The sequence below is a fragment of the Zoogloea sp. 1C4 genome (assembly GCF_009469605.1).
GTDB lineage: Bacteria > Pseudomonadota > Gammaproteobacteria > Burkholderiales > Rhodocyclaceae > Zoogloea > Zoogloea oryzae.
Map to the genome: position 1 here is coordinate 75,535 of NZ_SSXU01000016.1, position 20,764 is coordinate 96,298.

Annotated in this window: 14 protein-coding genes; 2 read left to right on the plus strand and 12 right to left on the minus strand. The window is 64.7% G+C overall.

The window, feature by feature from the left end; translation table 11 throughout:
• Positions 1–38 precede the first annotated feature (38 nt).
• Positions 39–3,017, plus strand: coding sequence for an alanine--tRNA ligase (gene alaS / locus GH681_RS17185; RefSeq protein WP_153162763.1), 2,979 nt, complete (start codon positions 39–41; stop codon positions 3,015–3,017).
• A 65-nt stretch (positions 3,018–3,082) separates the two neighbouring features.
• Here alaS and GH681_RS17190 read toward each other — a convergent pair whose 3' ends face one another.
• The 12 genes from GH681_RS17190 to benA all read right to left on the minus strand — a co-directional run bounded on the left by GH681_RS17190 (position 3,083) and on the right by benA (position 17,853).
• On the minus strand, positions 3,083–3,436 hold the full coding sequence (locus GH681_RS17190; RefSeq protein ID WP_153162764.1) for a lipopolysaccharide assembly LapA domain-containing protein: 354 nt from the start codon (positions 3,434–3,436) through the stop codon (positions 3,083–3,085).
• Between the two features lie 213 nt (positions 3,437–3,649).
• Positions 3,650–7,189 (minus strand): indolepyruvate ferredoxin oxidoreductase family protein, encoded by a 3,540-nt coding sequence (locus tag GH681_RS17195; RefSeq protein ID WP_153162765.1) that lies wholly within the window; start codon positions 7,187–7,189, stop codon positions 3,650–3,652.
• A gap of 162 nt (positions 7,190–7,351) precedes the next feature.
• On the minus strand, positions 7,352–8,140 hold the full coding sequence (gene dmpH, locus GH681_RS17200; RefSeq protein ID WP_153162766.1) for a 2-oxo-3-hexenedioate decarboxylase: 789 nt from the start codon (positions 8,138–8,140) through the stop codon (positions 7,352–7,354).
• 26 nt (positions 8,141–8,166) lie between these two features.
• A complete protein-coding gene (gene dmpE / locus GH681_RS17205; protein WP_153162779.1) occupies positions 8,167–8,952 on the minus strand; it encodes a 2-oxopent-4-enoate hydratase in 786 nt (261 codons plus the stop codon).
• A 20-nt stretch (positions 8,953–8,972) separates the two neighbouring features.
• Positions 8,973–9,812, minus strand: coding sequence for an alpha/beta fold hydrolase (locus GH681_RS17210; RefSeq protein ID WP_153162767.1), 840 nt, complete (start codon positions 9,810–9,812; stop codon positions 8,973–8,975).
• Between the two features lie 10 nt (positions 9,813–9,822).
• A complete protein-coding gene (locus GH681_RS17215; RefSeq protein WP_153162768.1) occupies positions 9,823–11,283 on the minus strand; it encodes a 2-hydroxymuconic semialdehyde dehydrogenase in 1,461 nt (486 codons plus the stop codon).
• A 215-nt stretch (positions 11,284–11,498) separates the two neighbouring features.
• Positions 11,499–12,446, minus strand: a complete 948-nt coding sequence (locus tag GH681_RS17220) for a catechol 2,3-dioxygenase (RefSeq protein WP_153162769.1) — start codon at positions 12,444–12,446, stop codon at positions 11,499–11,501.
• Positions 12,447–12,796: 350 nt separating this feature from the next.
• Positions 12,797–14,110 (minus strand): MFS transporter, encoded by a 1,314-nt coding sequence (locus GH681_RS17225; RefSeq protein ID WP_153162770.1) that lies wholly within the window; start codon positions 14,108–14,110, stop codon positions 12,797–12,799.
• A 58-nt stretch (positions 14,111–14,168) separates the two neighbouring features.
• The gene (gene benD, locus GH681_RS17230) at positions 14,169–14,954 is read right to left on the minus strand and encodes a benzoate diol dehydrogenase BenD (RefSeq protein WP_153162771.1); all 786 of its coding nucleotides are present in this window, start codon (positions 14,952–14,954) and stop codon (positions 14,169–14,171) included.
• A 1-nt stretch (position 14,955) separates the two neighbouring features.
• Positions 14,956–15,978: a benzoate 1,2-dioxygenase electron transfer component BenC gene (benC, locus tag GH681_RS17235; protein WP_153162772.1), complete on the minus strand. Its 1,023-nt coding sequence runs from the start codon at positions 15,976–15,978 to the stop codon at positions 14,956–14,958.
• A gap of 67 nt (positions 15,979–16,045) precedes the next feature.
• Positions 16,046–16,531: a benzoate 1,2-dioxygenase small subunit gene (gene benB, locus GH681_RS17240; RefSeq protein WP_153162773.1), complete on the minus strand. Its 486-nt coding sequence runs from the start codon at positions 16,529–16,531 to the stop codon at positions 16,046–16,048.
• Positions 16,531–17,853 (minus strand): benzoate 1,2-dioxygenase large subunit, encoded by a 1,323-nt coding sequence (benA, locus tag GH681_RS17245; RefSeq protein WP_153162780.1) that lies wholly within the window; start codon positions 17,851–17,853, stop codon positions 16,531–16,533. The genes benB and benA overlap by 1 nt, the downstream gene beginning before the upstream one ends.
• 695 nt (positions 17,854–18,548) lie before the next feature.
• Between benA and GH681_RS17250 the strand changes: the two genes are divergently transcribed.
• Entirely contained in the window at positions 18,549–20,366 is a 1,818-nt protein-coding gene (locus GH681_RS17250; protein WP_153162774.1) for a sigma-54-dependent Fis family transcriptional regulator, read from the plus strand.
• Positions 20,367–20,764 lie beyond the last annotated feature (398 nt).

Below are 20,764 nucleotides of genomic sequence, written 5' to 3' on the forward strand. Positions count from 1 at the left end.
GACCGTCGCCCGCGACGCCACCCGGAGACCCCACGCCGATGAAAAGCGCCGAAATCCGCCAGAAGTTCCTCGAATTCTTCGCCTCCAAGGGCCACCAGATCGTGGCCTCCAGTTCGCTGGTGCCCCACGAGGACCCGACCCTGCTGTTCACCAACGCGGGCATGAACCAGTTCAAGGACGTCTTCCTCGGCTTCGACAAGCGCCCCTACACCCGCGCCACCACCTCGCAGAAATGCGTGCGTGCCGGCGGCAAGCACAACGACCTGGAAAACGTCGGCTACACCGCCCGCCACCACACCTTCTTCGAGATGCTGGGCAACTTCAGCTTCGGGGACTACTTCAAGCGCGACGCGATCCACTACGCGTGGGAACTGCTCACGGTCGTCTTCAAGCTGCCCAAGGACAAGCTCACCGTCACCGTGTATGCCGAGGACGACGAGGCCTACGACATCTGGACCAAGGAGATCGGCGTGCCGGCGGAGCGCGTCATCCGCATCGGCGACAACAAGGGCGCCCGCTACGCCTCCGACAACTTCTGGATGATGGGCGATACCGGTCCCTGCGGCCCGTGCACCGAAATCTTCTACGACCACGGCGAGCACATCTGGGGCGGCCCCCCGGGTTCCCCCGAAGAAGACGGCGACCGCTTCATCGAGATCTGGAACAACGTGTTCATGCAGTTCAACCGCGACGAGGCCGGCGTGATGCATCCGCTGCCCAAGCCGTCAGTGGACACCGGCATGGGCCTCGAGCGCATCTCGGCCGTGCTCCAGCACGTGCATGCCAACTACGAGATCGACCTGTTCCAGGTGCTCATCAAGGCTGCCGCCCGTGAGACCTCCGACGCCGACATGGACAGCCCGTCCCTCAAGGTGCTGGCTGACCACATCCGCGCCTGTTCCTTCCTGATCGCCGACGGCGTGATCCCCGGCAACGAAGGCCGCGGCTACGTGCTGCGCCGCATCATCCGCCGCGCCATCCGCCACGGCTACAAGCTGGGCGCCCGCGCCGCCTTCTTCCACAAGATGGTGCCGGATCTGGTGGCCGAGATGGGCGAGGCCTACCCCGAACTCAAGGCCGGCCAGCAGCGCGTCACCGACATCCTCAAGCAAGAGGAAGACCGCTTCTTCGCCACCATCGAGCAAGGCATGGAAATATTGGAGAAGGCCATTGGAGTGGACCTCCTCGTTCAAGAGTTGGAGCAACAAGGCGCAGGTGGTCTTGTTGTGGGTCCGCTCAAGACACCCGTCGAGAATGTTGGTGAGCATTGGTTATTTTCACTTCGTGAAACTGCCGGGAGCTTCCAGCGCTATGACTTCTTCGATTTGGGGCGTTTTAATAAGAGCTTCGAGTCGATCAAGAACTCTCTGCTGGGGCTGATGAAGTTGCGCCCTGAGGATAGTCATGCCAAAGGGTCTCGTTTCGACTCGGTTGTGTTTGTGCGTCTGAGCGATAAAGATGCGCTTGATGCGGTTGAGGTAAAGCGTTGGCTTGAAGCTGAATTGCCGGGGAGATTCGACGTTCGAGTGTGGTCGCCCAGTGGATCCGTGTTCAACGGCGAGACCGCCTTCAAGCTCCACGACACCTTCGGCTTCCCGCTCGACCTCACCGCCGACGTGTGCCGCGAGCGCAACGTGACCGTCGACGGCGCCGCCTTCGACGCCGCCATGGCCCGGCAGAAGGAACAGGCCCGCGCCGCCGGCAAGTTCAAGATGGCCGCCAACCTCGAGTACGACGGCCCGGCCACCACCTTCCACGGCTACGACACTCTGGAGCACAAGGGCAACATCCTGGCGCTCTACAAGGATGGCGTGCCCGTCAATGAACTCGCCGAAGGCGACATGGGCGTGGTGGTGCTGGAAGACACCCCGTTCTACGCCGAATCCGGCGGCCAGGTGGGCGACCGGGGCGAGCTGCGCTCGGTGCACGGCATCTTCGCGGTGGAAGACACCCAGAAGATCCAGGCCACCGTGTTTGGCCATCATGGCGTGGTCACCACCGGCAAGCTCACTGTGGGCAACGGCGTGACCGCCAAGGTGGATCTGCAGGCCCGCGCCCGCACCGCCCGTCACCACTCCGCCACCCACCTGCTGCACAAGGCCCTGCGCGAAGTGCTCGGCGAGCACGTCCAGCAGAAGGGCTCGCAGGTCGACCCCGACAAGACCCGTTTCGACTTCGCCCACACCCAGCCGGTGACGGCCAAAGAGATCGCCCGCATCGAGCGCATCGCGAACGACGAGATCATCGCCAACGCCGCCACCGACGCCAGCGTGATGGACATCGAATCCGCCCAGAAGACCGGCGCGATGATGCTCTTCGGCGAGAAGTACGGCGATGAGGTGCGCGTGCTCACCATCGGCTCGTCGAAGGAACTCTGCGGCGGCACCCACGTGGCCCGCACCGGCGACATCGGCCTGTTCAAGATCACCCTCGAAGGCGGTGTGGCTGCCGGCGTGCGGCGGATCGAGGCGGTGTGCGGCGATGTGGCCGTCGGCCTCGTTCAGCGCGTGTTTGATGATTACGAAAACCTGTCTTTTGAGCTTGGTTTTGCATCTGTCGCGGGCTCTACCGCTACCGAGCAAGCTGCGAAGCTCAAGGCGAAGCTGCACGCGGCGGAGAAAGAAATCGCCCGCCTCAAGAGCAAGCTCGCCGCCAGCCAGGGCGACGATCTGGTCAATCAGGCCGCCGACGTGGCCGGCGCCAAGGTGCTCGCCGCGACGCTGGAAGGCGCCGACGTGGCGACCCTGCGCGAGACCCTCGACAAGCTGAAGGACAAGCTGAAGAGCGCCGCCGTGGTGCTGGCCAGCGTCAATGACGGCAAGGTGAGCCTGATCGCCGGCGTCACCGCCGATCTCACCGGCAAGGTCAAGGCTGGCGAGCTGGTCAACTTTGTGGCCCAACAGGTGGGCGGCAAGGGTGGCGGCCGCCCGGACATGGCCCAGGCCGGCGGTACCGATGCGGCGGCGCTGCCCGCGGCGCTGGATTCGGTGGTCGGCTGGGTGGCCGGCAAGCTGTAAGCTGCATCCCGCACAAAAACAAACCCGGCCTTGAGCCGGGTTTGTTTTTTGGGGCAGGGGGCGGTTCAGAACATCAGCCGCGAGGCATTCACGTCGAACGCCGCGGCTGGGGTGATCTCGGGCACGCTCTCGCCCCGCTCGAGGCGCTCGATGCGCTCCTTCTGGGCTGCGCAGGTCTTCTCGAGTTCGGCCACCCGCTTGTCCAGGTGCTTGATGCGCCACTGACGGCGGAGGGTGCCCGGCGTGGAGACCAGCGCGACGATCAGCCCGCCGATGGCAAGCGCCACCAGGAGCAGCACGCCCAGAGGGCCGGTGAAGGACGAGCCCAGCAGTGTGACCGTCACTTCGGTCGTGTTGGCGGTGGCGAAGATGACGCTGGCAATCGTGATCAGCATGCCGACCAGGGTGAGCAGTTGCATGGACTTCTCCTTGTTATTGGCGGACCAGGTCGATTCTAGTGCATTCCAAGCACAGCCCGCAGCCCAGGATGGGTATCGCTGGCTGTGCTGCCGGTTTCCCGTCGAGTAGCGCGAGCCCCTCGGCAAGTCACTCGTGGCTTCAATGAAGAACGCCCCGTGGCCGGTGAGGCCACGGGGCGTCGGTCTTGCTACCGGTCTGGCGCTTGGCGTGCGTCAGGCGGTCAGGCGCTCGGCCTGGGCAGTGCGAAAGGCGTCGAGCCGCTCGGCCTGCAGCTTGCGGGCCGCAGCCAGGTTCTTCTCCTTCACGTGGCCGAAGCCGCGGATCTCGTCCGGCACGTTGGCAAGGGCCACCGCCGCTGCGTGGTTGCTGGGCGAGAGCTTGGTGACGATCTCGTCGAGGGTCTTGATGTACTCGTCGATCAGGTCACGCTCGGTGCGACGCTCCTCGGTCTTGCCGAACAGGTCGAGCGCACCACCGCGCAGCTTCTTCAGCCCCGCCAGACGCTGGAAGGCCTTGAACATCCACTGACCGTATTGCTTCTTCAGCAGATGGCCGGTCTTCGGATCCTTGTCGGCCAGGAGCGGCGGGGCCAGGTTGTACTTCACCTCGTAGCCGTTGGGGAACTGCGCGTCGAGCTGGGCCAGGAAAGCCGGATCGGTGTGCAGGCGGGCGACTTCGTACTCGTCCTTGTAGGCCATCAGCTTGTACAGGTAGCGGGCGGCAGCCTCGGAGAGCGCGCTGCCCGGCAGTACGCGCTGTTCGGCGGCCACCACGCGCTTGATCACGTCGGCGTAGCGCCTGGCATAGGCTTCGTCCTGGAAGGCGATCAGCTCGGGCACGCGCACCTCGACCAGCCGCTTCACCTCGCCCTGGGCGCCGACCGAGTCAACGATCGCCCGGGCGGCGGCCGACAGCTGGGGCTGCGGGTTGAGGGTGAAGACCCCGGCGCCGGCCTGACGGGCAATCTCCGCTTCGACGAAGGCGCGATCGACCACCACCATGCGGCCCCAGCGGAAGGCGGCGAGGCTCTGCTCGACCCCCACGCCGGAGTTCTTGATGGCCTGCTCGATGGATTCGGCCTTCAGCGGAATGGTGCCCGCCTGGAAGGCCACGCCGACCATGAAGTTGTTGGTTGCCATCGCGTCGCCGAAGAGGCCCTCGGCCATCGCCTGGCCGTCCAGGAAGACGTTGTCGTCCTTGCGGCTGACGCGGTCGATGCCGGCGGTCAGCGCGGCCACGGCCGGGAACTGGTTGCGCCGGTTGGTGACCATCTGGCCGGTGGGCGTCTGGGTGGTGGAGACGATGGCGATGGTGCGGTTGGGGCCGCACTTGTCCAGGTTCTTCGGATCGGTCGCGTTGAGGATGTCGAAGCCCAGGTACAGGTCGGCACGCCCGTCGGAGATCTTGTTGGAACCCTGGAACGGCTTGTGGGTGATCTTGATGTCGGAGATCACCGCGCCGCCCTTCTGGGCGAGGCCGGTCTGGTCGAGGCCGATGACGTGCTTGCCTTCGAGGCGCGCGGCGTTGGCGAGGGTGGCCACGACGGTGACGGAACCCGTGCCGCCGATGCCCATCACGTGGATGCCCACGCCGATGGTGTCGTCGATCTTGTTGACCGGATCGGGCAGCGCGCGGTCGAGCACCGGGATGCGGCCTTTCTTCTTCTTGGGCGCGCCCTCCGAGGCCGGGGCCGGGTTGGGGGTGACGGTCAGGAAGGACGGGCAGAAGCCCTTCACGCAGGAGAAGTCCTTGTTGCACGACGACTGGTGGATGCGCGTCTTGCGACCGAACTCGGTCTGCACCGGCTCCACGCTCATGCAGTTGGATTTCTCGCCGCAGTCGCCGCAGCCTTCGCACACGCGCTCGTTGATGACGACCACCTCGGCCGGCTCTTCGGCCTTGCCACGGCTGCGGGCGCGACGCAGCTCGGCGGCGCATTCCTGGTCGTGGATCAGCACGGTGGTGCCGGGGGTGGAGGCGAGCTCGCGCTGGGCTTCGTCGAGGCGGTCGCGGTGCCACACTTCGGTGTGGCCGGCCAGCGACACGCCGGAATACTTGCCCGGCTCGTCGGTGGTCACGATGACCCGGCGCACGCCGTTGGCGAGCAGGTCCGAGACCATGTTGGCCACCGGGTTGGCGCCCTGGATGGCCTGGCCGCCGGTCATCGAGGTGTGGGCATTGACCAGCAGCTTGAAGGTGATGTTCACCCCGGCCGAGGCGGCGTAGCGGATCGCCAGGCTGCCCGAGTGGGCGTAGGTGCCATCGCCCATGTTCTGGAAGATGTGCTCGGTGCCGGTGAAGGGCGCCATGCCGATCCACTGGGCGCCTTCGGCCCCCATGTGGGTGCCCATCACCACGTTGCGGTTCATCCACATGGCCATGGTGTGGCAGCCGATGCCGGCCGACACGATGGTGCCTTCCGGCGCCACGGTGGAGCTGTTGTGGGGGCAGCCCGAGCAGTACCAGGCGGTGCGGGCGGTGGTCGGCAGCTTGGTGCGCGCGTGGATCTCGTCGAGGCGCTTGAGCCAGGCTTCGGCGGATTCGATGCGCGTCTTGCGGCCCAGACGCTTGAGCAGCGCCCGCACGATCACGTCGGATTCGAACTCGCCGTAGTGGGGCAGCAGCTCCTTCTCTTCCTCGTCGAACTTGCCGACGATGCGCGGCGCGTTGGCGCGGCCGTACAGCACCTGCTTGGCGAACATCTCGAGGAAGGGACGCTTCTCTTCGATCACGAAGATCTCTTCGAGGCCTTCGGCAAACTCGCGGACGATGGTTGGTTCCATCGGGAACAGCATGCCCATCTTGAGCACTCGGATGCCGTAGCGGCGCAGCGCGGCGTCGTCCAGGCCCATCTCGAGGAAGGCCTGCATCAGGTCGTTGTAGGTCTTGCCGGCGGTAATGATCCCGAGCCACGCGTCCGGGTTGGGGATCACGATGTTGTTCAGGTTGTTGGCGCGGGCGTAGCGCTTCACCACTTCCAGGCGGCGGGTGTAGAGCGACTGCTCCATCTCCAGCGCCTCGACGCGCACGTTCATGCCCAGGTTCATGTTGGGCGTGAAGAGCTTGCCGTCGAAGCTGAGATCCGGGGTGATGAAGTTGAGGCGGGCCGGATCGACATTGGCGGTTCCGGTGCCGTCGGCCACGTTGGTGACGATCTTCATGCCCATCCACACGCCGGAGAGGCGCGACATCTGGTAGCCGTGCAGGCCCAGGTCGAGGATCTCCTGCACGTTGGCCGGGTAGAGCGACGGAATGCCCACGTGGAAAAGCATCGGCTCGGACTGCGAGCACAGGGACGAGCTCTTGCAACTGGGGTCGTCGCCGGCGATCGCCAGCACGCCGCCGTTCTTGCCGATGCCGGTGTAGTTGGCGTGCTTGAGGGCGTCGCCCGAGCGATCCACGCCCGGGGCCTTGCCGTACCACATGCCGGTCACGCCGTCGAACTTCTGCTTGCCGACGGTGTGCATCATCTGGGTGCCCCAGACGGCGGTGGCGGCCAGATCTTCGTTCAGGCCGTCCACAAACTTGATGTTGTTCTCGACGAGCAGCTTCTGCTGCTTGATGAGGGCGGCGTCGAGCATCCCCACCGGGGAGCCGCGATAGCCGGAGATGAACATGCCGGTCTTCAGGCCGCGCCGGGCGTCGGTGCGGATCTGGTCGAGGGTAAGCCGGACGATGGCGTCGATGCCGCCCAGGTGGATCTCGCCTGTCTCGCGGGTGAAGGTGTTGCTGAGGTCTTGCTTGGATGACATTTTTGTTGTCCTCTTGTGTGTCCCCTCCCGGTCGGCGCCCTGCCTGCTGCTCTCGTGCGAAGGCCGGCGACGGCCGTGGCGGCGGTCGCCGGATCGATGCTGACCGGTTGTTGAATCGGGTGATGGCGCGGCTGGCCGGCTGGCCCGCCGCGCCAAGGACGCTTACACGAAGCGCATCGAGACGGAGCCCAGATCCTGGAAGCGCACGTTCACGTTGTCGCCCGGATTGACCGCGATGGCCTCGGTGACGCCGCCGGTCATGATGAAGGTGCCGGCCGGGATCTCCTGGCCGCGGGCGCCCAGGTGGTTGGCCAGCATGGCGACGGCGGCCAGCGGGTGGCCCAGCACGGCGGCGCCGGCGGCCATGGCCTTGATCTCGCCGTTGATCTCGAGCACCACGCCCAGGGTGCGCAGGTCGAGCTCGTCGAGGTTGCGCATGTTGCCGCCGATCACGAAGCGCGACGACGAGGTGTTGTCGGCGATCACGCTCTTCAGGTCGAACTTGAAGTCACGGTAGCGGGAATCGATGATCTCGACGGCCGGCAGCACGAAATCCACGGCGGCCATGACGGTGCCCACGTGGCAGCCCGGGCCCTTCAGCGGGGCCTTGGTGACGATGCAGATCTCGGCCTCGACCTTCGGGTGGATCAGCTCGGAATGCTTGATCTCGCCGCCGTCCGGGCGGGACATGTAGTCGGCGACGAAGCCGAACACCGGGGTCTCGACGCCCATCTGCTTCATCTTGGCAAAGGAGGTGAGGCCGCACTTGAGGCCGGCGACCTTGTTGCCGCGGGCTTCCTTGCGGCGGCGGATCTCGTCCTGGATGGCGTAGGCGTCATCCCAGTCCATGTCCGGGTAGTCGTCGGTGATCTTGGTGACGTCCTTGGCCTGCAGTTCGGCGTTTTCGAGGTGCTCGGCGAGCTTCAGGATGGTTGCGTTGTCGAGTTTCATTTGCTGTGTCTCTCTTTTATTCAGTATCAGATGAAGCGGACCGAGGTGCTGCCGAGGCCGCCGACGGAGCACACCAGGCTGTCGCCGGCCTTGACCGGGACGAGCGGGGACTGGGAGCCGGACAGGATCACTTCGCCGGCCTTGAGGCCGATGCCCAGGCGGCCGAGGGTGTTGGCCAGCCAGGCCACGGCGTTGACCGGGGAGCCCTGCACGGCGGCGCCGGTGGAGGTGCTGATCACTTCGCCGTTCTTCTCGAGGACCATGCCGGCCAGGGCCAGGTCGATGTCGCGGGGGCTCTTGCGGCGGCCGCCGAGGGTGAGCACGCCACACGAGGCGTTGTCGGCGACGGTGTCCTGGATCTTGATCTTCCAGTCCTGGATGCGCGAATCGACGATCTCGAAGCACGGCACCACGCAGTCGGTGGCGCGCAGCACGTCGGCGGCGGTGACGCCCGGGCCCATCAGATCGGACTTGAGGATGAAGGCCACTTCGGCTTCGGCGCGCGGGGCGATCATCTTGCTGGTGTCGACGGCCTCGCCTTCGTTGAAGACCATGCCGGAGGTGAGCATGCCGAAGTCGGGCTGATTCACCTTCAGCATGTCCATCACGACCTTGCTGGTCACGCCGATCTTCTTGCCGATGATGGTCTCGCCGGTGGCTTCGAGGCGGCGGGCGATCATGCGCTGCTGGATCTGGTAGGCGTCCTCGATGGTGATCTCGGCTTCGCGGTCGGTCAGCGGGGCCACCGGGGTGCGGGTGACGAGGGCGTTGTAGAGTTCGTCGCCGTATTGTTCGATCTTGGATTTGTTCAACATGGGGAAAACCTCGGATGTCAGGAAGTCTGCAGGTCGGCTTCGGCGAGGAAATCGCCGACGAGCCGGTTGAAGCGGGCGTTGTGCTCGATCTGGGTCCAGTGACCGCAGTGGCCGAACACATGAAGCTGGGCGTTCGCAATCCACTCGGCAAGGGTAAGCGAGTTGGATAGCGGAATCACCTTGTCTTCGCGGCCGTGGATGATCAGGGTCTCGTGGGGCAGGGCACGGATGTCGGCTTCGCGGCTGGTCATGGCATCCACCCAGCGCTGGCGCGGGGCGGGGAACATCGCCGCGAAGGATTCCTGGAAGCCCGGGCGGATGCTCGCCTGGTAGCGCAGCTCGGCGAGTTCGTCGGAGACGAGTTCGCGGCTCCAGGCGAAGTAATCCATGATCCCGCGCATGGCCTCGAAGGAGGGCTCGTAGCCCCACACCGCGTCGAGCCCTTCGGTGATCTCGAAGGGCACGCCCACCGAACCCATCAGCACCAGCCGGCGTACCCGCTGCGGTGCGCGGATCGCCAGGGCCATGGCCAGGGCGCCGCCGAAGGAGTTGCCCACCAGGTCCACCTGCTCGAGCCCGAGGGCGTCGAGCAGATCGAGGGCCTGCTGGACCCAGGTGTCCATGCCGTACTGGATGCCTGCCGGACGGTCGGTGTAGCCGAAGCCCACCATGTCCGGGGCGATCACCCGGCGATCCTTCGCCAGCGCGGGGATCACCAGCCGCCAGTTGGCCCAGGCGGAGACGCCCGGGCCCGAGCCGTGGATCAGCAGCACCGAGGCGCCGCTGCCCACGTCATGGACGTTGGTCTCGAACCCGCCGGTGCGAACGCGCCTGCCGATTTCGGGATTCTGATTCATCGTCGGATGCTCAGTACTTGACCATCACGTTGCGCAGCTCGGTGTAGAACTCCAGCGAGTGCAGGCCGCCTTCACGGCCGATGCCGGACTGCTTGGAGCCGCCGAACGGGGTGCGCAGGTCGCGCAGGAACCAGCTGTTGACCCAGCACAGGCCCACTTCGATGGCGTTGGCCAGGCGCATGGCGCGGCTGATGTCCTGGGTGTGGATGGAAGTGGCGAGGCCGTAGCGGTTGGCGTTGACCTTGTTCAGCACTTCTTCTTCGCTGTCGAAGGGGCTGATGTGGCAGCACGGCCCGAAGATTTCTTCGGTGACGACGGTGGCGGTTTCCGGCAGGCCGGTCCAGATGGTGGGTTCGACCCAGCAGCCGTCCTTCAGGTCTTCCGGCATGTCGGGGATGCCGCCGCCGAAGACGATGTTGGCGCCTTCTTCCTTGGCCTTGGCGTACATGCCCAGCACCTTGGCCTGGTGCTTCTTGCTGACCAGCGGGCCGATCTTGGTGTCGTGGTCGAAGGGGCGGCCCGGCTTCATCTGCTCGGCCTTTTCCTTCAGGGCGGCGACGAACTTGTCGAAGATCGGGCGCTCGACGTACACGCGCTCGGTGCCGAGGCACACCTGGCCGGCGTTCTCGAAGCAGGAGCGGGTGACCGTGGCGACGGCGTTGTCGAAGTCGGCGTCGGCAAACACCACGGCGGCGTTCTTGCCGCCCAGTTCCAGCGACACCGGGCGGATGCCGACGGCGGCGGCCTGCATGATGGCGGTGCCGGTGCGGGTTTCGCCGGTGAAGGTGATGCCGTTCACGTCCGGGTGGGCGGTGAGGAAGGAGCCGGCGGAGTTCACGCCGTAGCCGTTCACCACGTTGTACACGCCGGGGGGTACGCCGACCTTGTTCATCACTTCACCCAGCAGGGTGGCGGTGCTGGGGGTGTCTTCGGAGGGCTTCACGACCACGGTGTTGCCACAGGCGAGCGCCGGGCCGGCCTTCCAGGTCATCAGCAGCAGCGGCAGGTTCCACGGGCAGATGATGCCGATGACGCCGCGCGGGGTGCGCACGCCGTAGGAGCGGGCAGTCTTGCCGTCCGGGGTGCGCATCTCGAAGGATTCGGTGGACACGTTCTTGATCGTGTCGGTGAAGATCTTGAAGTTGGCCGCGCCGCGCGGGATGTCGATGTGCGAGGCGAGGTGGGCGGGCTTGCCGGTGTCGGCGATCTCGGCCTGCAGGAAGTCGTCGAAGCGGTTGTTGATCTCGGCGACGATGGCGTCGAGCATGGCGCAGCGCTCGACCACCGACAGCTTGCCCCAGGGGCCCTTCAGGGCGGCCTTGGCGGCGGCGACGGCGGCGTCTACTTCGGGCTGGCCGGCTTCATAGACCATGCCGATCAGCGAGTTGTCGACCGGGTTGCGCTTCTCGTAGGTCTTGCCGCTGAGGTTGGTGACGTACTCACCGTTGATGAAATTCTTGATCTCTTTCATGTCGTACTCTCTTTTAGTGGTGTCTCGGCCCTGCTCACCGCTGTGCTCCGCATCGACCGGCTGTTCGTCCATCGGAAAGGCGCTGAGCGTGAAAGGATTCACGTCAGGTAGCATAGCCTAATTTTCCGATATTTTGTATAAATCTCGATATTTTTTAAGGCGGATCAGAAGAAAAAACCGCGCATCGGAGGCCGGTGCGCGGTCGGTGTTTCGGATCAGGTGAACACGCTCAGGAAGGCTTCGTTGAGCTTGCGATCGTGGTAGAAGATCGCCGGTCCGAGGGACTCGTCGTACCAGGTGATGGGCGGCTTGTCCGGGTAGTAGATGTAACCACCGGCGAAGACCTCGTTGCGGTTGCCCGACGGGTCGAAGAAGTAGATCGTCTCGCCGCGGGTGATGCCGTGACGGGTCGGGCCGATGTCGATGGAGGTCTTGGTGCGCGACAGAATGTCGCCGGCACGCAGGACCTGCTCCCAACTGCGCAGTTCGAACGAGGCGTGGTGGAACTTGCCCTTCACCGGCTGGCGGATGAAGGCCACGTCGTGGGCCTTGTTCGAGCAGGACAGGAAGGCGCCGATCATGAAGTCCTTGTTTTCGGACAGGCAGACCTTCTCGGCGAGGCCGAAGCCCAGCACTTCCATGAACAGCTTGACGGTGCCGTCGAGGTCATCGCCGTACAGCAGGCAGTGGTCGAAGCGCGACGGGGCGATGCCCTTCAGGTTGTCGGGCCACGGGTCCGGGTTGACGTCCTGCCCGTCGGTGCCGCAGTTGTTGCCGACGATGTCCTTTTGAGCGTAGAGCTCCATCACGTGGCCGGTGGGCACCGTGAAGCGGAAGCGTTCGCCGGTGGCGAGCAGCTCGCCGGCGGGAACCCAGGAGAGGTCGGTGGCGAGGCCGGATGCTTCCACATCGGCGGCCAGCTTCTTGAGGGTGGCGGGGGAGTCAACCTTCCAGCCCATGTAATCCATGCCGGCTTCGTCGGCTTCACGCAGGATCACGCTGCTGTGGTCCTGTTCGTCCCACCCCTTCAGGTAGACGCGGTTCTGGGCGTCGCGAGCGACTTCGATGAGGCCGAGCACGTCGCGGTAATGCTTGACGGCCGGTTCCAGTTCGAGCACGCGGATCGAGACGTGCCCGGGGCGCAATACGCCGGTGAGTGCCATTCAATATCTCCTCTTCGGGTTGATTTATGTGCGTCGTCGCCTGAAACCCGAAACCGGGCGATCGACTTGTACCGGTCGGGCTGCGTGTGCAGTCCCTCGGCTGTTTCGACCCGTAGGTCGCTCTGCGGGTGAAGCATCTCGTGCTGCTTGTGCGCGCAAAAACGTGCACGCCCCATAGCATAGCCAAAAGTCTCAAAATTTATCAGCAATATCGATATTTTTTGAGGGGACGCACTGCCGCGGATTGGGCGGCGAAGCCCGCGCCGGGGTGTCGGCCTGTTCGGGGCCGCAGGCAACGCGGGGGTTGCGGGCCCCGGCACCGTGTCGGTGGCCGGGGCGCTGCGGATGGATCAGTGGGCGGTGGCCGAGCGGCGGGTGTTGATGAGCCCGACGGAGATCAGGGCGATCACGGCGGGGACGGCGATGGCCATGAAGTTCTGCTCGAGCGGAAGCTTCATGCCCACCAGCGCACCGATCACGATCGGGGCGAGGATTGCACCGCTGCGTCCCACGCCAGAAGCCCACCCGATGCCGGTGGAGCGCACCGACATCGGGTAGTACTGACCCACATAAGCGTAGGTCAGGATCTGGGTGCCGATGGTCGAGGCGCCAGCCAGGCCCACCAGGATGAACAGCACCTCGGTCGGCACCTTGTAGCCAAGCAGCGTGATCGACACCGCGGCGAGCGCGTAGAAGCCGAGGAGCACGTACTTGATATGAAAACGGTCGGCCAGCCAGCCGCCACCGATGGCCCCGATCATCGCGCCGAAGTTGAGCACGAGCACGAAGGTGAGGGCGGAGCCGAGGCTGTAGCCGGCGCTGGCCATGAGCTTGGTGAGCCAGGAGCTGAGGGCATACACCATGAACAGGCACATGAAGAAGGTGACCCAGAACATCAGCGTCGAGAAGCCGCGGCCTTCCTGGAACAGCTTGCCGATCGGTGCGCCGTGGGCCTTGTGGGCGGCAGGCAGGGCGAACTCGTCGGAGGCCGACGGGGTGTAGCTCGGCTCCAGGCGCTGGACGATGGCCTTCAGCTCGTCGAAGCGGCCGGTCTTGACCAGAAAGGGCATCGATTCGGGCAGCGACTTGAGCACAAAGGGGATCAGCACCATCGGCGCGGCGGCGGCGAAGAACACGTAGGACCAACCGTAGCTTTCGATCAGGCCCTTGCCGAGCACCGCGGCGAGCATGCCGCCCACCGCGTAGCCGCTGAACATCAGGGTGACCAGCGTGCTGCGCATCTTGCGGGGCGAGTACTCGGTCATCTGGGCGACGACGTTGGGCATCACGCCGCCGATGCCGAGGCCGGCGAGGAAGCGGGTGATGCTGAAGCTGACCGGGTCGGTCGTCAGGCCGGCGGCGGCGGTGAAGGCGCTGAACAGCACGATGCAGATCACGATGGCCCAGCGGCGGCCAATCTTGTCGGCGATGGTGCCGAGGAAGATCGCGCCGAACATCATCCCGAACAGGGCCGAGCTGACCATGTAGCCGGCGGTGGCGGGGGTGACGCCCATCTCCTTCATGATCGACGGGAGGGCGATGCCGGCCACTGCAAGATCGTAGCCGTCAAAGATGATGATGAGGGCGCACCAGAACAGGACGATGCCGTGGAAGCCGTTGAACTTGGCGTGGTCTGACAGGTGGTGGATGTCTACTTGGGCCATTTGTCTCTCGATTTATGTAGTTATGGGCTGGCGGGTGTGGGACGCCGGGGTAATGGCTTCAGCCGAGGTCGCCGCCACCGACCGGGATGATCGTTCCGGTGATGTAGGCGGACTCGTCCGAGGCCAGAAAGAGGATCGGGGCGACCTGCTCGTCGATCGTGCCGTAGCGGTGCATCAGGCTGGAGTCGATGGTCTGGTCGATGACGCCCTGGTACCACTCGGTTTCCTGCGCGGAGGGCGGCTCGGCGTTGCGCGGGATGCGCCGGGGCGGTGCTTCGGTGCCGCCGGGGGCGGTGGCGTTGATGCGGATGCCGTCTTTGGTGTGCTCCATGGCGATGGAGGCAGTCAGCGCATTTACGCCGCCCTTGGCCGCCGAGTAGGGCACGCGATGCACGCCACGGGTGGCGATGGAGGAGACGTTCACGATCACGCCCTTCTTCTGGGCCAGCATGGCCGGTAGCACGGCGCGGCAGCACCACAGGGTGGGGAACAGCGAGCGGCGGATTTCGGCCTCGATCTGGGCTTCTTCGTAGAACTCGAAGGGCTTGGCCCAGATGGTGCCGCCGACGTTGTTGATGAGCACGTCGATGCGCTTGTGCTTCTTGAGGGCGGCATCCATCACCGACTGGGCGCCGGCGAAGGTTTCGAGATCGGCCTGCACGGCGATGGCCTTGCCGCCGGCTTCCTTGATCTCGGCGACGACGTCCTTCACCAGGTCGGAGCGGTCCACCGCCACCACGGCGCCGCCTTCAGCCGCGACTTGCAGGGCGACGCCGCGGCCGATGCCCTGGGCGGCGCCGGTGACGATGACGACCTTCTTCTTGAAACGGTTTGCGTCGGCCATGTCAGTGGGCTCCTGCGGTGGACGACGAGAATTTCTCGAAGTGGAAGCTGTTGGGGGTGACGCCGGCGCCGTCCATCCACTTGCGCACGCCTTCGACCATCGGCGGGGGGCCGCAGACGTACACATCCAGGTTGCCGTCGTGGAGTTGGGCGGGCGTGAGGTGGTCGGTGACGTAGCCGGTCTTCGGGTGGCCGCTGGCCTTGTCGACGACGACGGTGAAGAACTCGAGGCTGGGGATGGCGGCCTTGAGGGCGGCCAGGGTTTCCAGTTCGACGAGGTCGTCGTTGGTATTCACGCCGTAGGCCAGCAGGATCGGCTGGGCGGGCGGGTTGTTCTGGAGGGACAGCAGCATCGACAGGAACGGGGCGAGGCCGGTGCCGCCGGCGAGCATCAGCACGGGGCGTTCGACCGGGCGCAGGTAGAAGCTGCCGAAGGGGCCGGTGAAGGTCATGGTGTCGCCGGTGCTGGCCTTCTGGCGCATGAAGGTGCTCATCAGGCCGTTCGGCACGTCGCGGATCAGGAAGCTGACGCCGGTCTGGTTGGGGGCGCTGCTGAAGGAGTAGGCGCGGGTTTCCTGGGTGCCGGGGACGACGAGGTTTACGTACTGGCCGGGCAGGAAGGAGATCGCCTTGTCGGCTTCGAGCTTGAAGGAGACGGTGGTGGGCGAGTTGCGGTCGATCTCGGTGAGGGTGGCGCTGTGGGTGGCGACTTCGGTCTTGCACGCGGCGGACGATGCCGGGATGCGGATCACGCAGTCGGAGGCCGGCTTCATCTGGCAGGTGAGGATGTAGCCCTGGGAAGCCTCTTCGTCGGTGAGGGCGTCTTCAATATAGACACCCTGGGTGTAGGTGCCGCTCTCGCAGTGGCATTTGCAGGTGCCGCAGGTGCCGCAGGCGCCGTCGCGGCAGTCGAGCGGGATGTTGATCTTGGCGCGGTAGGCCGCGTCGGCCACCAGTTCGTCGGCGTCGCACTGGATGATGCGGGTGACCCCGTCTTCGAATTGCAGGGCGATGTTGTACGGCATGGAGTTGTCCTTCTCTGCGAGGGTGGTGCTCGGCCCGCCCGGAGGCGGGCCGTCGTCGATCAATGAATCAGATGTGGTAGATGTCGAGAACGTGATGGATGTAGTCGTTCTTCAGGACCACGTACTTCTTCTTGATCAGGGGCTTTTCGCCGGACGTGTCGATCGTGTACTCGGAGTAGCCGAAGTAGGTGTCGAGGATGTCGTAGCGGAAGCTGTGGGTCGCCCAGTTGAAACGTACCCTGGCGCTCGTCTCGTCCTGGGCCAGCACCTCGAGGTTGGTGATGAGGTGGCAGTGGCGGGTGTCCGGGATGGTGGCGCTGGAGCGGTCGGTCTCGATCCGGAAGACGCGGTCTTCGAGGCCCTGCTTGTTGGCGTAGTAGATCAGCGACACTTCGCGCGCCGGATCGGTGGTCAGGGTGTCGTCGTCGTCCCACGACGGCATCCAGAACTCCACGTCGTCGGCGTAGAACGACAGCCAGTCGTTCCAGCGGCGCTCATCGAGGGCGCGGGCTTCTTGAAAGACAAAGGCTTGGATGGCTTCGTAGGACAGCATTAGTTGGCTCCGTTTTCTTGTTCAGCGAGGATGGCTTTCTTCATGACTTCGACCCAGTACTGGTGCTGCATCACGTACAGGCCTTCGTCCTCGGTCTTGACGCCCGACAGTTCCGGCTTGAGGCCGATCAGGTCGGCGTTCTCGTCCGGGCCCTGCACCCAGTGGGTGGCGCCGCGGGTCATGTCGTTCCACTTGACGATGCGGGCGTTGAAGCCGTGCTGGCAGGAGCGGAACTCTTCCAGATCGTCCGGAGTGGCCATGCCGGTGGCGTTGAAGAAGTCTTCGTACTGGCGCAGGCGGCGCTGGCGGGCGTCCGGGGCTTCGCCCTTCGGCGCGATGCAGTAGATGACGGCCTCGGTCTTGTCGACCGACAGGGGGCGCAGCACGCGGATCTGCGAGCTGAACTGGTCCATCAGGTACACGTTCGGGTACAGGCACAGGTTGCGCGACTTCTTCAGCATCCAGTCGGCGCGGGCTTCGCCGAACTTCTCGACCCACTCGGCGCGCTTGCCCCACAGGGGACGGTCTTCGGGGTTGGCCCAGTTGGTCCACAGCAGCATGTGGCCGTTCTTGAACGAGTAGGAGCCGCCGCCCTGGCGGGCCCAGCCGCCGGCGCTCATCGCCTTGATGGTGTCGACCTTGCCGTCGGTGGTGCGGCGGCCCTGGGTGGCGGCGTAGTTCCAGTGGGTGGCGGTGACGTGGTAGCCGTCGGCGCCGTTCTCGGCCTGAAGCTTCCAGTTGGCGTCGAAGGTGTAGGCGCCGGAGCCGCGCAGGACTTCGATGCCGTCCGGGGCCTGGTCCACGATCATGTCGATGATCTTGGTGGCTTCACCCAGGTGCTCGACGAGGGGCACGACGTCCGGGTTGAGGGAGCCGAACAGGAAGCCGCGGTAGCTTTCAAAGGCGCCGAGCTTGACCAGATCGTGGCTGCCTTCCTTGTTGAAGCACTCGGGGTAGCCGGCGTCCGGGTTCTGGTCCTTCACCTTGAGCAGCTTGCCGGCGTTGTTGAAGGTCCAGCCGTGGAACGGGCAGGTGAAGCTCGACTTGTTGCCCTTCTTGTGGCGGGCCAGGGTTGCGCCGCGGTGGGTGCAGGTGTTGGCCATGGCGTGAAGCTGGCCATTCTTGTCGCGGGTGATGATCACCGGCTGACGGCCGACGTACAGGGTGTAGTAGTCGTTCGGGTTCGGGATCTGGCTTTCGTGGGCCATGAAGATCCAGTTGCCTTCAAAGATGTACTTCATCTCGAGCTCGAACAGCTCCTGGTCGGTGAAGGCCGCACGGTCAATGCGGTACACCTGCTTCGCCGGGTCCTCCTCCAGCATCGCTTCCAACTTCGAAATCTTGAGTTGGCTGTCTTGGGTGGTTTGGGTCACGCTGATCTCCTATCCATGGTCTAAATCAAGGGACTGCTTCGGGGTTTGGCGACCCCTCTTGTTTCGTTTTTCCAGGCAACAGACGTCCGTGACGACCGGCGTCGGCGCGGGTCGGCTGTCTGGGCGGGAGGGCTTGCTGCGGGTCTGGCTAGCGGTGGTGGCCGCGATGGCGCAAGAGGTGCTGCATGGCTGTCTCCTTTGGTGTGCCTCTCTGGGGGCGTTTTGGGGCGGCCGGATGAGGTGTCGAGCATTTGCTCACTTGGTCGCCTTCTGCCTCATGATTTAGCAGGAGCTGTGCCATGACCCGCTGGCCGGGGCCGGCTGGCGGAGCTATCCCCTTGTCGCACAAGGGTTGTTTCGGAATGCGGAACCCTTTATGCATGGGCGCGGGGGCGGCCGGGGAGAGGGGGCTGGCGGGCGTTGTGAATCAAATGATTTAATGCGCCCATAAATATTGCGGCGCAATATGCATCAATCCGTGCATAGTCGGCTTCATGGCGTTGTTCCTTTCCCTCAAGCCGGCGTATCTTTAAAAGCTAAAGACGGAGCACGCTGGCTCGAGTGACCCGCTGCAACCGCAACAACGAGCATGAGGATGGAGACTAGATGAGAAGCAAGGCGCGCCAGACGCCCGGGGAGCAGGCATGAAGACCGTCACCAGGACATCGCCGGCCGTGCGGGGAAAGCCGATCGTCGACCCCGAATCGGTCGAGCACGACAAGCTTCGTTTCCCTGATTTTTCCGACCTGCTCGCCAGGTTGCGTTTCTCGACCAGCGACGGCCGCATCTGGCTGGACGACCAGCGCATGCTGCTCATCCACGCCAAGTCCCTCGGTACGCTGCGCCGCGAGATGATCGAAGCCCTCGGCATCGACGTCGCCCGTGGCTTCATGACGCGGATGGGCTACCACGCCGGCGTCCACGATGCCCAGATGGCCCGCAAGGTCCGCTCCCGCACGTCGCTGCGCGACATGTTCGTCGTCGGCCCGCAGATGCACTGCCTCGAGGGCATCGGCATCTCCGAGCCCGTCCGGCTCGAGTTCGATGTGGCTCGGGGCCAGCACTACGGCGAGTTCATCTGGACGAGCCAGGTCGAGGACGAAGAGCACATGCGCCACTTCCCCATCGGCAGCGAACCCGCCTGCTGGATGCAGATCGGCTACGCGTCGGGTTTCTCGACCGAGTTCATGGGCCGCCAGGTGCTGTACCGGGAGGTCGAATGCCAGTCGATGAGGCATTCGGCGTGCCGCATCGTCGGCAAGTTAGTGGAAGAATGGGGCGAGGAGGGCATTGAGGATCTCCGCTACATGATGCCCGAGACCCTCACCCAGCATCCGGCCCTGCCCGGCGGGCGCCCGGCCAGCACGGTGGGCCGTCCCGTCGAGGACGATGGCCAGAAGAGCGGCCCGGTGGGCATCTCGCCCAGCTACGCCGCCGCCCTCCATATGGTGAAGCGCGTGGCGCCCACCCAGGCGACGGTGCTCTTTCTAGGCGAGAGCGGGGTCGGCAAGGAAGTCTTCGCCCGCAACCTGCATCGCCTGAGCAATCGCAGCGACAAGCCGTTCGTCGCCATCAACTGTGCGGCGATTCCCGAGCAGCTGATCGAGTCCGAACTCTTTGGTGTCGAGCGGGGCGCCTTTAGCGGCGCCATGCAGAGTCGGCCCGGCCGTTTCGAGCGCGCCGATGGCGGCACCCTGTTCCTCGACGAGATCGGCACCCTCAGCGCCATCGCCCAGGGCAAGCTGCTGCGGGTGCTGCAGGAAGGCGAAGTCGAACGCCTCGGTGACACCTGCACCCGTCAGGTCGATGTGCGGGTGATCGCCGCGACCAACGTCGATCTGCGCGAGGAAGTGCGCGCGGGGCGTTTCCGCGAGGATCTGTTCTTCCGCCTCAATGTGTTCCCGATCCGCATCTCGCCGCTGCGCGAGCGCCGGGAAGACATCCCGCTGCTGATGACCCACTTCCTCACCAAGTTCAATCGGCTGCACGGGCGCCATCTCACCGGCTTCACCCAGCGGGCGGTGGATGCCATGCTGTCCTATGACTGGCCGGGCAACGTGCGCGAGATCGAAAACGTGATCGAGCGCGGCGCGATCCTCGCGCCGGAGAACGGCGCCATCGATTCGCCGCATCTGTTTACGAGTGGCGAACAGTTTGGTGAACAGCGTTTTGAAGTGGGTCGTGAAGGGCGTCTGGTGGCCAGCGATCCTGCGTCGCTGGTCTCTGGGCCGGATCAGGCCTGCGAGTTCGACCGGGTCAGCCGCGGCGTGAACAACCTGCTGCTGGGGGATGGCAACGAGTGCGAGAACGTCTCCCTCGACGAAATCGAAACGCTGCTACTCAAGCGGGCGGTCGAGCGGGCCGGGGGCAACATTGCGGCTGCGGCGCGCCTGCTGGGCATCACCAGGCCGCAGATGGTGTATCGGCTGAAGAGCCGCGGCATCGTTCATGACGGCGACTGACGCCTGTTTTGAATTAATTTCCCCAAACCTCTTGACGTCTTCTGATAGTTCTTTATAATTCGGCCCTCTTCGCAGCGCAGTCGTTCAGCGCGGTGTTGAGGGGGATGGCTCGGAGGATTGGGTTGTTCTGGCGCAGTCAGGTGTTTGCAGCGAAGTTTAAAAAGATTTCGCGCAGTGCTTGACGGAGCTGAAAAGCTCTGTATAATGCGCACCTCTTCGCTGCAGCGCGCAGCGGTTCTTTAAAAATTCGAACAACCGATAGGTGTGGGTACTCGGTTTCGAGGCGGTGTTCTGGTTTATACCAGAGTGCCACAAGAAATTGAAGTATCTGCAGAAACGTCAGGTTTCTGGAGTTTTTGGATTGAACTTAAGAGTTTGATCCTGGCTCAGATTGAACG

Excerpts from the sequence above, each read along its gene's own strand:
- dmpH (WP_153162766.1), bottom strand. The coding sequence starts at position 8,140 with ATGAAACTCGACAACGCAACCATCCTGAAGCTCGCCGAGCACCTCGAA.
- benA (WP_153162780.1), bottom strand. The coding sequence starts at position 17,853 with ATGCTGGAGGAGGACCCGGCGAAGCAGGTGTACCGCATTGACCGTGCG.
- alaS (WP_153162763.1), top strand. The coding sequence starts at position 39 with ATGAAAAGCGCCGAAATCCGCCAGAAGTTCCTCGAATTCTTCGCCTCC.
- GH681_RS17210 (WP_153162767.1), bottom strand. The coding sequence starts at position 9,812 with ATGAATCAGAATCCCGAAATCGGCAGGCGCGTTCGCACCGGCGGGTTC.
- GH681_RS17190 (WP_153162764.1), bottom strand. The coding sequence starts at position 3,436 with ATGCAACTGCTCACCCTGGTCGGCATGCTGATCACGATTGCCAGCGTC.
- GH681_RS17220 (WP_153162769.1), bottom strand. The coding sequence starts at position 12,446 with ATGGCACTCACCGGCGTATTGCGCCCCGGGCACGTCTCGATCCGCGTG.
- GH681_RS17195 (WP_153162765.1), bottom strand. The coding sequence starts at position 7,189 with ATGTCATCCAAGCAAGACCTCAGCAACACCTTCACCCGCGAGACAGGC.
- benD (WP_153162771.1), bottom strand. The coding sequence starts at position 14,954 with ATGGCCGACGCAAACCGTTTCAAGAAGAAGGTCGTCATCGTCACCGGC.
- benB (WP_153162773.1), bottom strand. The coding sequence starts at position 16,531 with ATGCTGTCCTACGAAGCCATCCAAGCCTTTGTCTTTCAAGAAGCCCGC.
- benC (WP_153162772.1), bottom strand. The coding sequence starts at position 15,978 with ATGCCGTACAACATCGCCCTGCAATTCGAAGACGGGGTCACCCGCATC.
- GH681_RS17250 (WP_153162774.1), top strand. The coding sequence starts at position 18,549 with ATGAAGACCGTCACCAGGACATCGCCGGCCGTGCGGGGAAAGCCGATC.
- GH681_RS17215 (WP_153162768.1), bottom strand. The coding sequence starts at position 11,283 with ATGAAAGAGATCAAGAATTTCATCAACGGTGAGTACGTCACCAACCTC.
- GH681_RS17225 (WP_153162770.1), bottom strand. The coding sequence starts at position 14,110 with ATGGCCCAAGTAGACATCCACCACCTGTCAGACCACGCCAAGTTCAAC.